The sequence below is a fragment of the Geobacillus uzenensis genome (assembly GCF_002217665.1).
GTDB lineage: Bacteria > Bacillota > Bacilli > Bacillales > Anoxybacillaceae > Geobacillus > Geobacillus subterraneus.
On sequence record NZ_NEWL01000002.1, the window covers coordinates 389,002 to 402,716 of the forward strand.

Consider the following 13,715-nt stretch of genomic DNA (forward strand, 5'->3'; position numbering starts at 1 on the left):
GGATGGCCTTGTTTGTTTGCCGCGATGGGGTGCCGGCGGCAGGACGTAAGGCGCCGTGCGCCGCTTTGCGCCGGCAGTCGGGCTGCGGCCGAAAGGAGGAGAGTCATGGCAATATCAGCGTATTTTCACATTCCGTTTTGCGCCCAGATTTGCCATTATTGCGATTTTAATAAAGTGTTTGCGGCCGGCCAGCCGATCGACGCCTATTTGCGGGCGATGGACAAGGAAATGGCGCGGACAGCGGCCGAGTTCGGCCGCCAACTGAAGACGCTGTTTATCGGCGGGGGCACACCGACAGTGCTCGAGCCGGCGCAGCTCGGCCGTCTGTTAGCGAGCATCCACAACCATTTTCAGTTTGACCCGCAAGCGGCCGAATTTACAGTCGAGGCCAATCCGGACGGGCTGACGAAAGAGAAGCTCGCCATTTTGCGCGATGGTGGGGTAAACCGGCTGAGCATCGGCGTCCAGACGTTCGATGATGGGCTTCTTCAAGCGATCGGCCGCACCCATCGGCGCAATGATGCTGAGCGGGCGGTGGCGATGGCAAGGGAGGCCGGCTTTAAAAACATCAGCCTCGATCTTATGTACGGCTTGCCGGGGCAGACGGTTGAGCAGTTTCTTGCCGATTTGGAAACCGCGTTTTCGCTCCATGTGCCGCATCTTTCCGCCTACTCTTTGATCCTTGAGCCGAGAACGATTTTTTACAACGAATGGCGGAAAGGCCGGCTTCGCCTCCCGGGAGAGGAAGCGGAGACGGTGATGTATGAAGCGGTGATGGAACGAACGGCCGCCTATGGCTATCGGCAATACGAGATTAGCAACTATGCGTTCCCTGGATTTGAAAGCCGGCATAATTTCGCCTATTGGAACAACGAAGAGTATTACGGCATCGGCGCCGGGGCGCACAGTTATGTTGCTGGCGTGCGGCGCGCTAACATCGGGCCGGTTCGCCATTACATCGAGAAGGTGGAACGCGGCGAATGGCCGCATCGCGACGTGCACCGGCTGACTGTGCGCGAACAGATGGAGGAGGAAATGTTTTTAGGGCTGCGCAAGACGGAAGGAGTATCCAAAGTCCGCTTCCGGCAAAAGTTCGGCCGCGAGATGGACGACGTGTTTGGCGAGGCCATCCGCCGCGAAGTCGAGCGCGGGCGCCTCGAGGAGACGGCGACCCACGTCCGCTTGACAAAACGCGGCAAGCTGCTCGGCAATGAAGTGTTCGCCGCCTTCCTCGGCGAAATGTAAACATTGACATTTGCCGGGCGATTTGCTACCCTAATAGTAGATTTAGCACTCAAATTGTTTGAGTGCTAACAGAGGTGAGAAACGTGTTAACGGACCGCCAACTGTTGATTTTGCAGGTGATTATTGACGACTTCATTCGTTCCGGGCAGCCTGTCGGTTCGCGGACGTTATCAAAAAAGCACCAAATCACGTTCAGTTCAGCGACGATTCGCAACGAAATGGCGGATTTGGAAGAGCTAGGTTATATTGAAAAAACGCACATTTCTTCGGGTCGCGTGCCATCGGAAAAAGGGTATCGCTATTACGTCGACCATTTACTGCCGCCGCAGCGGCTGACAAGGGCGGATATCCAAAAAATCCGCTCCGTGTTCGCCGAGCGCATCTACGAACTTGAGAAACTGGTGCAAAAGTCGGCGCAAATTGTATCCGATTTAACGAACTACACGTCGATCGCCCTCGGTCCGGCGTTTAAGGAAAGCAAGCTGAAGCGGATGCAGATCGTTCCGCTCAACGAACAGACGGCCGTCGCCATCGTCGTGACGGACACCGGCCACGTTGAAAACCGCGTCGTTACAGTCCCGGCAACGATCAATGCCGGTGATCTTGAAAAGATGGTCAATATTTTAAACGACCGGCTGAACGGCGTTCCGCTCATCGATTTAAAAGAAAAAATCGAGACGGAAGTAGCCGACGTGCTGCGCCGGCATATTCACAACTACGACAGCATACTCAATACACTGATCGACACGCTTGACATCCCTGAAGAGGAAAGGATGTTTTTTGCCGGCAAGGCGAATATGCTCAACCAGCCGGAATTTAGCGACATTCAAAAAGTGCGCCCGCTTTTGAATATCATCGAGCAAGAAAAGGACATTTATCGCCTGCTCCGCAAGCAAAATCAAAAAGGAGTGCAAGTGTCGATCGGGCGGGAAAACGAGCTGAGCGGCATGGAAAACTGCAGTTTGATTACGGCCACGTATTCGGTCGGCGATGAACCGCTCGGGACGATCGCTATTCTCGGTCCGACGCGCATGGAGTATTCGCGCGTCATCACCGTGTTAAACCGCGTCGCCTCTGATTTGTCGGCTGCGTTGGCAAAATGGTATCAAAATCAGTAAGAATGGCCATATTGGTTAACGGATGGATGTTCGTCCATCCTTTCCTTGTGGCCATTGATACATAAATCGCGACCCCTGATCGGGAGGTGAAGGCAATGGAACAAGGAGAAAAACAAGCGGCTGAACAAGCTACATACAATGAGCTGGAAACAGAACAGCCGGTTTCGGCGGAAGAGGCGGGTTCGCAGCCGGAAGATGAAACAGTTGGCGCCGTTTCAGAGCATGCGGATGCACAAGCCGGCGAGAATCCGGAGGCAGCTTCTACGACAGCTGATTCTAGCGGCGAAACATCGGCTGAGGCCGAAGAGCTGGCCAAAGCCAAGGCGAAAGTCGCCGAACTGGAAGCGAAACTGGCCGAGACGGAACACCGCTATCTCCGCTTGTACGCCGATTTTGAGAACTTCCGCCGCCGGGCGCGCCAAGAGATGGAAGCGGCTGAAAAATACCGCGCCCAAAGTTTGGCGAGCGATCTGCTTCCGGTGCTTGACAACTTTGAGCGCGCGTTGAAAATAGAGACGGAAAACGAACAAGCAAAATCGATTTTGCAAGGGATGGAAATGGTGTACCGAGCGCTTCTTGACGCGTTGAGAAAGGAAGGCGTCGAGGTGATTGACGCGGTCGGCAAGCCGTTTGACCCCCATTTGCACCAAGCGGTGATGCAGACGGATGAAGGCGGCTATGAGCCGAATACGGTCGTAGAGGAGCTGCAAAAAGGCTATAAACTAAAAGACCGCGTTCTCCGTCCCGCCATGGTCAAAGTAAGCCAATAATGGAAACGGAGGGTGATGAGCGATGAGCAAAATTATCGGCATTGACTTAGGAACGACGAACTCTTGCGTCGCCGTGTTGGAAGGCGGCGAAGCGAAAGTCATTCCCAACCCGGAAGGAAACCGCACGACCCCGTCGGTTGTGGCGTTTAAAAACGGTGAGCGCTTAGTCGGCGAGGTCGCCAAACGGCAAGCGATCACGAATCCGAATACGATCATCTCGATCAAGCGCCATATGGGGACGGATTACAAAGTCGAGATTGAAGGGAAGCAATATACCCCGCAAGAAATTTCAGCGATCATTTTGCAATACTTGAAATCGTACGCCGAAGACTATTTGGGCGAGCCGGTGACGCGCGCCGTCATCACCGTGCCGGCGTATTTCAACGATGCACAGCGCCAGGCGACGAAAGACGCCGGACGGATCGCCGGCCTGGAAGTGGAGCGCATCATCAACGAACCGACGGCGGCAGCGCTCGCTTACGGCCTTGACAAAGAAGAGGACCAAACGATTCTCGTCTATGACCTGGGGGGCGGAACGTTTGACGTTTCGATTTTGGAGCTTGGCGACGGCGTCTTTGAAGTGAAGGCGACCGCCGGTGACAACCATTTAGGCGGCGACGACTTCGACCAAGTCATTATCGACTATTTAGTCAGCCAGTTTAAGCAAGAGCACGGCATCGACTTGTCCAAAGACAAAATGGCGCTCCAGCGCTTAAAAGATGCAGCCGAAAAAGCGAAAAAAGAACTGTCCGGCGTCACGCAGACGCAAATTTCGCTGCCGTTTATCAGCGCGAACGAAAACGGCCCGCTCCACCTTGAGACGACGCTCACGCGGGCGAAGTTTGAAGAGCTGTCCGCCCACCTTGTTGAGCGCACGATGGGACCGGTCCGCCAGGCGCTGCAAGATGCCGGCTTGACGCCTGCGGATATCGATAAAGTCATTTTGGTCGGCGGCTCGACGCGCATTCCGGCCGTGCAAGAAGCGATTAAGCGCGAGCTTGGCAAAGAGCCGCACAAAGGCGTCAACCCGGATGAAGTTGTGGCCATCGGTGCGGCGATCCAAGGCGGGGTCATCGCCGGCGAGGTCAAAGATGTCGTTCTGCTTGACGTCACCCCGCTGTCGCTCGGCATTGAAACGATGGGCGGCGTGTTTACGAAATTGATCGAGCGGAATACGACGATTCCGACGAGCAAATCGCAAGTGTTCACAACGGCAGCCGACAACCAAACAACGGTTGACATCCACGTCTTGCAAGGGGAGCGTCCGATGGCGGCCGACAACAAAACGCTTGGCCGCTTCCAGCTGACCGGCATCCCGCCGGCGCCGCGCGGCGTGCCGCAAATTGAGGTGACGTTCGATATCGACGCTAACGGCATCGTTCATGTGCGCGCCAAAGATTTAGGAACGAACAAAGAGCAATCGATTACGATCAAGTCGTCATCCGGCTTGTCGGAAGAGGAAATTCAGCGCATGATCAAAGAGGCGGAAGAAAACGCTGAAGCCGACCGGAAGCGGAAAGAAGCGGCCGAGTTGCGCAATGAAGCCGACCAGCTCATCTTTACAACGGAAAAAATGGTGAAAGAGCTCGAAGGAAAAGTGAGCGCCGATGAAATCAAAAAAGCGCAAGAAGCAAAAGACGCCTTGAAAGCAGCGCTTGAGAAAAACGATCTCGATGACATCCGCAAGAAAAAAGAGGCGCTGCAAGAGGCGGTGCAGCAGCTGTCGATCAAGCTGTATGAACAAGCGGCGCAACAGGCGCAAGCCGGCGCGGCCGATAAAGACAACGTAGTCGATGCGGAATTTGAAGAAGTCAATGACGATAAATAATGGAGGGAAAAGTCAAAGTCAGGCCTGCCTTGGCTTTGACTTTTTTTCTAGCATTCACATATTGTCATAAAACAAAGGGAAATGATAAAATAACCTTTATGTGAGTGAATCGGGAGTGGATGATCAACGATGGCGAAGCGCGATTACTATGAAGTTCTCGGCGTCAGTAAAAACGCGACGAAAGACGAGATTAAAAAAGCGTATCGAAAGCTTTCGAAGCAGTATCATCCAGACATTAACAAAGCGCCGGACGCCGCCGAGAAGTTTAAAGAGATTAAAGAAGCGTATGAAGTGTTAAGTGATGACGAAAAACGGGCCCGCTACGACCGGTTTGGCCACGCCGACCCGAACGAGGCGTTCGGCGGCGGATTCCAAGGGGGCGGGTTTGACTTTGGTGGATTCAGCGGCTTTGGCGGCTTTGAAGATATTTTTGAGACGTTTTTCGGCGGCGGTCCGCGCCGGCGGGCAAGCGGGCCGCGCAAAGGGGCCGACGTGGAATATATGATGACGCTCACGTTTGAGGAAGCGGCGTTCGGAAAAGAAACGGAAATTGAAGTTCCGCATGAAGAAACGTGCGCTACGTGCCAAGGCAGCGGGGCGAAGCCAGGCACAAGCCCGCAATCGTGCCCGCATTGCCACGGCAGCGGACAAGTGACGAGCGAACAGACGACGCCGTTTGGCCGCATCGTCAACCGCCGGACGTGCCCGGTTTGCGGCGGCACGGGCCGCTACATCCCGGAAAAATGCCCGACGTGCGGCGGCACCGGGCGCGTCAAACAGCGAAAAAAAATTCATGTCAAAATTCCGGCTGGCGTCGATGATGGCCAGCAGCTGCGCGTCGCCGGCAAAGGGGAACCGGGCGTAAACGGCGGGCCGCCGGGGGATTTGTATATCATTTTCCGCGTCGAACCGCATGAGTTTTTCAAGCGCGACGGCGATGATATTTATTGTGAAGTGCCGCTTTCATTCGCCCAGGCGGCGCTCGGTGATGAAATTGAAGTGCCGACGCTCCACGGCGATGTAAAGCTGAAAATCCCGGCCGGCACGCAAACGGGCACGCGCTTTCGCTTAAAAGGAAAAGGAGTGCCGAACGTGCGCGGCTATGGCCGAGGCGACCAGCACGTCATCGTCCGCGTCGTGACGCCGACGAAGCTGACGGAAAAACAAAAGCAGCTGCTGCGCGAGTTTGACCGGCTCGGTGGAGACACGATGCACGACGGGCCGCACGGTCGTTTTTTTGAAAAAGTAAAAAAGGCGTTTAAAGGAGAAGCGTGAGCGCGATGAAATGGTCAGAAATCAGCATTCATACGACGCACGAGGCGGTCGAGGCGATTTCGAACATTTTGCATGAGGCGGGCGCCGGAGGCGTTGTCATCGAAGACCCGTACGACCTTGTCAAAGACCGCGACGACTGGTATGGCGAAATCGTCGAGCTCAATCCGGACGATTACCCGGAAGAAGGGGTCATCATTAAGGCGTATTTGCCGGTCAATAGTTTTCTTGGCGAAACGGTGGAACAAATTAAGCAGGCAATTAACAATTTATGGCTGTACGATATTGACCTTGGCAAAAATAAAATTACGTTGAGCGAAGTGAATGAGGAAGAATGGGCGACGGCGTGGAAAAAGCATTACCATCCGGTGAAAGTATCGGAAAAATTTACAATTGTGCCGACATGGGAAACGTATGAACCGGCCTCCGACGATGAGCTGATCATCGAAATGGATCCGGGCATGGCGTTTGGCACCGGCACCCATCCGACGACGGTCATGTGCCTGCAGGCGCTTGAAAAATACGTGCGCCCTGGCGACGAGGTCATTGATGTTGGCACCGGCTCCGGCATTTTAAGCATCGCCGCCGCCATGCTCGGCGCCCGTTCGGTGCGAGCGCTTGACTTGGATCCGGTGGCGGTCGACAGCGCGCGGCTGAACATCAAGCTCAATAAAGTGCAGCACGTGGTCACGGTCGCGCAAAACAATTTGCTTGACCATCTTGACGAACAAGCTGATGTGATCGTCGCCAACATTTTGGCCGAAATCATTTTGCGCTTTACGGCTGACGCCTACCGACTGTTGAAGCCGGGCGGCCGCTTTATCACGTCCGGCATCATTCAGGCGAAAAAGCAAGACGTCAAAGACGGTCTGCTCGCCGCTGGATTTGTCATTGAAGAAATCGATGTGATGGAAGATTGGGTGGCGTTTGTCGCCATCAAACCGTAGGCAAAGAAGGGATGTTTCGTGCAGCGTTACTTCGTTTCCGACCGGGAGCGTCAAGGCGAAAACGTCGTCATCAGCGGCGGCGACGCCCATCATATCGCCCGCGTCATGCGCATGAAGCCGAAAGACGCCATTGTTTGCGTGTTCCCGGACGGGCGCATGGCGGTGTGTGAAATTGAACAAATTGCCAATGAGCAAGTATGCGCCCGTATTGTACAATGGAAGGAAGAGGGGCGCGAATTGCCGGTGCGCATTTATATCGCCCAGGGGCTGCCAAAAGGCGAAAAATGGGAGCTCGTCATCCAAAAAGGAACCGAGCTTGGCGCCGCCGGCTTTCTTCCGTTTACGGCTGCCCGTTCGGTCGTTAAATGGGATGCCAAAAAAGCAGAGAAAAAAGTAGAACGTTGGAAAAAAATTGCGAAAGAGGCGGCCGAACAGGCGGAACGCACGTCGCTGCCGGACGTGCGGGCGCCGCTTTCCTTTGATGAGCTCGTCGCCTTTGGCGCAACGGTCGATTGCCGGCTGTTTGCCTATGAAGAAGAAGCGCGAGGGAAGCGGCATAAGGCGCTCCCGTCGCTTCTCGCCCGCCTTCAGCCCGGCGGCTCGCTTTTAGCCGTCTTTGGGCCGGAAGGCGGGTTCAGCCGTGAAGAGGCACAACAGCTCAAGCAAAGCGGCTTTTTGCCGTGCAGCCTCGGCCCGCGCATTTTGCGGACGGAAACGGCGCCGCTTTATTTGCTTGCCGCCGCTTCGTACGAATGGGAGCTTTGTGCGTCAGGCCGCGAAGCGAAACGAGAGTAACAATCGGTTGCTGATTATAAAACATCGATCCCCCGCTGATGGGAAGCGGGGGTGCAGAGTGAGGTGAAGAACATGCCAACAGTGGCTTTCCATACATTAGGCTGCAAAGTCAATCATTATGAGACGGAAGCGATCTGGCAGCTGTTTAAAAAGGCCGGCTACGAACGGAAAGAGTTTGAGAGCCGCGCCGACGTGTATGTGATCAACACGTGCACGGTGACGAACACCGGCGACAAAAAAAGCCGTCAAGTCATCCGCCGCGCGGTGCGCCGCAATCCGGACGCCGTCGTCTGCGTGACGGGCTGTTATGCGCAAACATCGCCGGCCGAAGTGATGGCGATTCCTGGTGTAGATATTGTTATCGGCACGCAAGACCGGCATAAAATTTTAGACTATGTCGAGCAGTTTCAGCGCGAACGGCAGCCGATCAACGCTGTCCATAACATTATGAAAACGCGCGTGTTCGAGGAGATGGACGTGCCGGCGTTCACCGATCGGACGCGGGCATCGCTCAAAATCCAAGAAGGGTGCAACAACTTTTGCACGTTTTGCATCATTCCGTGGGCGCGCGGCTTGATGCGTTCGCGTGATCCGCAAGAAATTATCCGCCAAGCGCGCCAGCTTGTCGCCGCCGGCTATAAGGAAATCGTGTTGACCGGCATTCATACGGGCGGCTATGGCACCGATCTGAAAGATTATAATTTTGCTGCGCTTTTGCGCGATTTGGACGAGCAAGTGCCAGGGCTGAAACGGATCCGCATCTCGTCGATCGAAGCGAGCCAAATTACTGATGAAGTGATCGACGTCCTCAAGCGGTCGGATAAAATCGTCCGCCATTTGCACATTCCGCTCCAGTCGGGGTCGAACACGGTGCTCAAGCGGATGCGCCGCAAATATACGGTTGAATTTTTTGCGGAGCGGCTCGCCCGGCTGCGCGAAGTGTTCCCGGAGCTGGCGGTGACGTCCGATGTCATCGTCGGCTTCCCGGGCGAAACGGAGGACGAATTTATGGAGACGTATCACTTTATCCGCGAACAGCGGTTCTCTGAGCTGCACGTCTTTCCGTATTCGAAACGGACCGGCACGCCGGCGGCCCGCATGCCGGACCAAATCGATGAAGAAACGAAACATGACCGCGTCCGCCGCTTAATCGCCCTTTCCGACCAGCTGGCGAAAGAATACGCCTCCCGGTTCGAAGGACAAGTGCTCGAAGTCATTCCGGAAGAGCGCGACAAAGAAGAGCCGGGAATGTATATTGGCTATACGGATAACTATTTGAAAGTGCGCTTTCCGGCGGCGGAAGAGATGATCGGCGAGCTTGTCAAAGTGAAAATCACAAAGCCCGGCTATCCGTATAACGAAGGCGAGTTTGTCCGCGTCGTGCCGGATGAGGCCGTTCGATCGGTGAAATTAAGTTCATAATCCCAATGGCCGATTTAGGCTAAGCGCGTCCGCCTCATACCTCCCAGCCTTTAGGCTGGGTTTTTGTTTTTCGTAAAAATCCCGTGCCCGCAGGCGGTGATGTTCATCCATGGGCGGAGGGCAGACCGCCGCCCATGGATCTTTTTCCGTCCATTTCTCTCGGGCAGGTTGACAAGCTCGCCGGAAGATGAAATGGGAGACTATAGGGATGGCGGCTAGTTTTTCTGGCAACGACATGGTATGATGGTAGACGTCAGACCTTTCATTTTTTGCAGTAGCAGGAGAAAGGAGCGATGTTCCATGACGGAGAATATGGCGAAAATGATCGATCATACGCTGCTTAAACCAGAAGCGACGGAAGAACAAATCATTCAACTGTGCCGCGAAGCGAAACAACACGGCTTCGCCTCGGTGTGCGTCAACCCGGCGTGGGTGAAAACGGCGGCGCGCGAACTTTCCGGCACCGACGTTCTCGTCTGCACGGTCATCGGCTTTCCGCTTGGGGCGACAACGCCGGAAACAAAGGCGTTTGAAACGAATAACGCCATTGAAAACGGCGCCCGCGAAGTCGATATGGTGATCAACATCGGCGCGTTAAAAAGCGGTGATGATGAGCTCGTTGAGCGCGACATTCGCGCCGTCGTCGAGGCGGCGGCCGGAAAAGCACTTGTGAAAGTGATTATCGAAACGGCCTTGCTGAACGATGAAGAAAAAGTGCGCGCCTGCCAATTGGCGGTGAAAGCGGGCGCCGATTACGTGAAAACGTCGACCGGATTCTCAGGCGGCGGCGCAACGGTCGAGGATGTGGCGCTGATGCGCCGGACGGTCGGCGATAAAGCGGGCGTCAAAGCCTCAGGCGGCGTCCGCGACCGGGAAACGGCCGAAGCGATGATTGAAGCCGGGGCGACGCGCATCGGGACGAGCTCCGGGGTGGCGATCGTCAGCGGTCGAATTGGCGGCGCTGACTATTAAGTCCGCCTGCGGGCGTGCAAAAATAACATGGCCGTCTCAATGGCGCCGACAAACGGCAAGGCAGCGATCGAACAAATGGCGTTAAACAAGACGCTGACATGGGCGAGCTGCACGTCAGGCGCCGGACTGAGCATAACAGCGAGGCGGGCGAGCGCTTCAGTCCAAAAAAGAAACAAGGCCACGCCGGCGACGTTTAGCCATAAATGGGTGTAGGCCGTTAATTGCGCTTCCTTGCTCGAGCCGATGGACGCCAACAGCCCGGTAATGCACGTGCCGATGTTGGCGCCAAGCAAAATGGCGATGGCAGCTGGCAGCGTCAGCAATTGTTCGTTTAAAAACCCCATGGCGATGCCGATCGTCGCCGCGCTCGAATGGACAAGAGCGGTCAAGACGATGCCGACAAGAAGGCCGACCGCTGTGGAATGGTTTGTCTGGTGCAACCAAGCGTCAACGAGCGGATAGGCGGCGAGCGGCTTAGCGAGGCTGCTGAAGCCGTCCATGGCAAACAACAAAGCGGCCAGGCCGACGGCGATCATCCCGATGCTGTAAATGAGGCGGCGGCGCCCGATAAAGACAAGGAGCGCGCCGCCAACAAGAAGGGGAATGGCGCCGTCGCCGATATCGAGCGTCATGAGTTCGGTTGTGATCGTTGAGCCGATATTGCTACCTAAAATGATGCCGATCGATTGACGGAACGATAAATAGCCGGTGGCGACGAGGCCGACGGTCATCACCATTACCGCGGAGCTGCTTTGCACAAGCGCGGTCGTCGCGAATCCGGCGAGAAACGCTTGCCCTGGCGTGGCGGTAAAGCGCATGAGCCATCGCTTCAGCCGATGGCCGGATAAGGTGTAAAACCCGGCTTTCATCATGAACATACCGATAAGGAAAACGGCAGTGTAAATGGCAAACAGCACCAAAAGAGGCCCCACGGGCGATCTCCCCTTTCATCCTATATGTATGGGCCTTGTCCGCGGAGAATGACCGTTTTTTTAGGAAGTGGGGCTGAACGGCGCGAGCGCCGCTATGCTTTTTTTATTGACCTTTTCCATCGGCATGTATTATAATTGACAAGTACAATATGCAATGGTTGTTGTTCGGAGGGAGGGAAGCAGGATGTCCAAAACGATCGTTCGCAAAAATGAGTCGATCGACGACGCTCTTCGTCGCTTTAAACGTGCCGTTTCGAAAACCGGTACTTTGCAAGAAGTGAGAAAGCGCGAATTTTATGAAAAGCCAAGCGTCAGACGGAAGAAAAAATCTGAAGCGGCTAGAAAGCGCAAGCACTAAGAGCACGCATTAAAGAGGGTGTATAATCGGTGAGTCTTCTTGATCGTTTGAATGACGATATGAAGCAGGCGATGAAAAACAAGGAGAAAGAAAAGCTGTCCGTTCTCCGCATGCTGAAGGCGGCGCTGCAAAACGAAGCGATCAAGCTCGGCAAAAGCCCGCTGTCAGAAGACGAAGAGCTGACGGTTCTTTCTCGCGAACTGAAGCAGCGTAAAGACTCCCTCCAAGAATTTGAAAACGCTGGCCGTTCAGATCTTGTCGAAAAAACGAAAACCGAAATTAACATCGTTCAGTCGTATATGCCTCAACCGCTGACGGAGGACGAGCTGCGCGAACTGATCCAACAGACGATCAAGGAAGTCGGCGCTTCTTCGAAGGCGGATATGGGAAAAGTGATGGGTGCAATCATGCCGAAAGTGAAAGGAAAAGCGGACGGTTCGCTCGTCAATAAACTTGTCCAACAGCAGCTTTCATAAAACGCAATGGGCCTTGCCGGCAGGCGGGCCCGTTGTTTTTGAAAAGCGGTGCTAGAACCCCCTTTTGTCTCATACATATGAGATGAAAGGGGGTTCTTTTTAATGGTGAAAAAGTGGCGCCAGCAGATGAAGCGGTGGATGGCGGAAAAACTCGAGCTTCCCGCCGACATCATGATGGACCTTCCCCGCATTACGATGGTCGGACAAATACATATTTACATCGAAAACCACCGCGGGCTGCTCACGTTCAGCGATAAAGAGCTCCGCCTTTTGCTGCGGAACGGGCAGCTGCTCGTCCGCGGTGAACAGTTTATCATTAAAACGATTTTGCCGGAAGAAATTTTACTCGAAGGGAAAATTAGCCAAGTTGTTTATATAGAGGAGGAAAAAAAATGAAAAACGAATGGGTCGACACGCTCGCCGGCAGCGTGCGGGTCAAGGCGGAAGGAAAAGGGACGGAACGGCTGATCAACGCCTGTGTGCGCAACGGCATCGCCGTGTGGAACGTGAAAAAACATAGCCGGGATACCGCGACGTTTTTCATTAAGCTCAGCGATGTGAAACGGCTGCGCCATATCGCCCGGCAAAGCGAATGCAAGCTTTCGTTTGTCGGGAGGACCGGTCTGCCATTTTTTTGGCGCCGCGCGTGGCGAAACAGCGGATTTTGGCTCGGCCTGCTCGTTTTTATAGCCATTGTGTTTTTGCTGTCCAACATCGTTTGGAACATTGACATTGAAGGTGCGACCCCGGAGACAGAGCATCAAATGGCTCGCGAACTGAAACGAATGGGAGTCGAGCGCGGCGCATTCCAGTTCTTGCTTGATGACCCGGAAACGCTGCAAAAAAAGCTGACCGAACGCATTGATGACATTACGTGGGTCGGCGTCCAATGGGAAGGGACGTCGCTTCACTTCCGCGTCGTCGAAAAAGAGATTCCGGAGCCGAAACAGCCGGTGCCCCCGCGCCATTTAGTCGCCAAAAAAGAGGCGGTGGTGGCTGACTTATTCGTTGAAGAAGGACAACCGCTCGTTTCTGTCAACGATTACGTGCAAAAAGGCCAGCTGCTCGTTTCGGGCATTATCGGCGCCGAAGGGCGGACGAAATTTGTGCCGGCCACCGGGAAGGTGTTTGGCGAAACATGGTACAAGTCTACGGTTGTCCTGCCGCTTGAGACAACGTTTCACGTGTTGACCGGAAAATCCATTGAGCGCCATTCCATCGGGATCGGCCGCTTTTCCCTTCCGGTTTGGGGATGGAAGAAGCCGCCGTTTGCCCATACGGTCATTGAGAGAGAAAAACGGCCGTTCCGTTTTTGGAAATGGGACTTGCCGTTGTATTATGAGCGCGTCATCGTCCGCGAGGCGGAAGCCGTGAAGCGGAGCTATACGTGGGAAGAAGCGTTCGCGGAAGCGAAAAAGATCGCCCGCCGCGAACTGCGGGCTAAGCTGCCGGAGGAGGCGGCCATTCGCGGCGAAAAAGTTTTGCATCAGAGGAAAGAGAGTGGTAAAGTAAGGGTAGAATTGCATTACGAAGTCATCGAAAATATTGCCGTACCACAACCAATCGTTCAAGGAGATTGA

The 13,715-nt window shown here is 54.7% G+C and carries 14 protein-coding genes; 13 read left to right on the forward strand and 1 reads right to left on the reverse strand.

Annotated elements, in window-relative coordinates; genetic code table 11:
- Positions 1-105: 105 nt before the first annotated feature.
- The 9 genes from hemW (at position 106) to deoC (ending at position 10,369) form a co-directional block, all read left to right on the forward strand.
- The gene (hemW, locus tag B9L21_RS03430; protein WP_063165222.1) at positions 106-1,245 is read left to right on the forward strand and encodes a radical SAM family heme chaperone HemW; all 1,140 of its coding nucleotides are present in this window, start codon (positions 106-108) and stop codon (positions 1,243-1,245) included.
- 83 nt (positions 1,246-1,328) lie between these two features.
- The gene (gene hrcA / locus B9L21_RS03435; RefSeq protein ID WP_063165223.1) at positions 1,329-2,363 is read left to right on the forward strand and encodes a heat-inducible transcriptional repressor HrcA; all 1,035 of its coding nucleotides are present in this window, start codon (positions 1,329-1,331) and stop codon (positions 2,361-2,363) included.
- A gap of 95 nt (positions 2,364-2,458) precedes the next feature.
- Positions 2,459-3,133 carry a nucleotide exchange factor GrpE gene (gene grpE, locus B9L21_RS03440; protein WP_063165224.1) on the forward strand — a complete coding sequence of 225 codons (675 nt, stop codon included), beginning with the start codon at positions 2,459-2,461 and terminating at the stop codon, positions 3,131-3,133.
- 22 nt (positions 3,134-3,155) lie between these two features.
- Positions 3,156-4,961 carry a molecular chaperone DnaK gene (gene dnaK, locus B9L21_RS03445; RefSeq protein ID WP_063165225.1) on the forward strand — a complete coding sequence of 602 codons (1,806 nt, stop codon included), beginning with the start codon at positions 3,156-3,158 and terminating at the stop codon, positions 4,959-4,961.
- Positions 4,962-5,090: 129 nt separating this feature from the next.
- A complete protein-coding gene (gene dnaJ, locus B9L21_RS03450; protein WP_063165226.1) occupies positions 5,091-6,236 on the forward strand; it encodes a molecular chaperone DnaJ in 1,146 nt (381 codons plus the stop codon).
- A 5-nt stretch (positions 6,237-6,241) separates the two neighbouring features.
- A complete protein-coding gene (gene prmA / locus B9L21_RS03455) occupies positions 6,242-7,180 on the forward strand; it encodes a 50S ribosomal protein L11 methyltransferase (RefSeq protein WP_063165227.1) in 939 nt (312 codons plus the stop codon).
- Positions 7,181-7,198: 18 nt separating this feature from the next.
- A complete protein-coding gene (locus B9L21_RS03460; RefSeq protein WP_063165228.1) occupies positions 7,199-7,975 on the forward strand; it encodes a 16S rRNA (uracil(1498)-N(3))-methyltransferase in 777 nt (258 codons plus the stop codon).
- A 72-nt stretch (positions 7,976-8,047) separates the two neighbouring features.
- Complete coding sequence (gene mtaB, locus B9L21_RS03465; protein ID WP_063165229.1) at positions 8,048-9,397, forward strand: tRNA (N(6)-L-threonylcarbamoyladenosine(37)-C(2))-methylthiotransferase MtaB; 1,350 nt, start codon at positions 8,048-8,050, stop codon at positions 9,395-9,397.
- 300 nt (positions 9,398-9,697) lie between these two features.
- Entirely contained in the window at positions 9,698-10,369 is a 672-nt protein-coding gene (gene deoC, locus B9L21_RS03470; RefSeq protein ID WP_063165230.1) for a deoxyribose-phosphate aldolase, read from the forward strand.
- On the opposite strand, the gene B9L21_RS03475 is transcribed toward deoC, so the two are convergent.
- Positions 10,366-11,247 (reverse strand): Na/Pi symporter, encoded by an 882-nt coding sequence (locus B9L21_RS03475; RefSeq protein ID WP_413229267.1) that lies wholly within the window; start codon positions 11,245-11,247, stop codon positions 10,366-10,368. The two genes, deoC and B9L21_RS03475, sit on opposite strands and share 4 nt — an antisense overlap.
- 238 nt (positions 11,248-11,485) lie before the next feature.
- Between B9L21_RS03475 and rpsU the strand changes: the two genes are divergently transcribed.
- The 4 genes from rpsU (at position 11,486) to yqfD (ending at position 13,715) form a co-directional block, all read left to right on the forward strand.
- Positions 11,486-11,659 (forward strand): 30S ribosomal protein S21, encoded by a 174-nt coding sequence (gene rpsU, locus B9L21_RS03480; protein WP_008879912.1) that lies wholly within the window; start codon positions 11,486-11,488, stop codon positions 11,657-11,659.
- A gap of 29 nt (positions 11,660-11,688) precedes the next feature.
- Complete coding sequence (locus B9L21_RS03485; protein WP_063165232.1) at positions 11,689-12,135, forward strand: GatB/YqeY domain-containing protein; 447 nt, start codon at positions 11,689-11,691, stop codon at positions 12,133-12,135.
- 102 nt (positions 12,136-12,237) lie between these two features.
- Positions 12,238-12,531, forward strand: a complete 294-nt coding sequence (gene yqfC, locus B9L21_RS03490; RefSeq protein ID WP_063165233.1) for a sporulation protein YqfC — start codon at positions 12,238-12,240, stop codon at positions 12,529-12,531.
- The gene (yqfD, locus tag B9L21_RS03495) at positions 12,528-13,715 is read left to right on the forward strand and encodes a sporulation protein YqfD (protein WP_063165234.1); all 1,188 of its coding nucleotides are present in this window, start codon (positions 12,528-12,530) and stop codon (positions 13,713-13,715) included. Before yqfC ends, yqfD begins: the two co-directional genes overlap by 4 nt.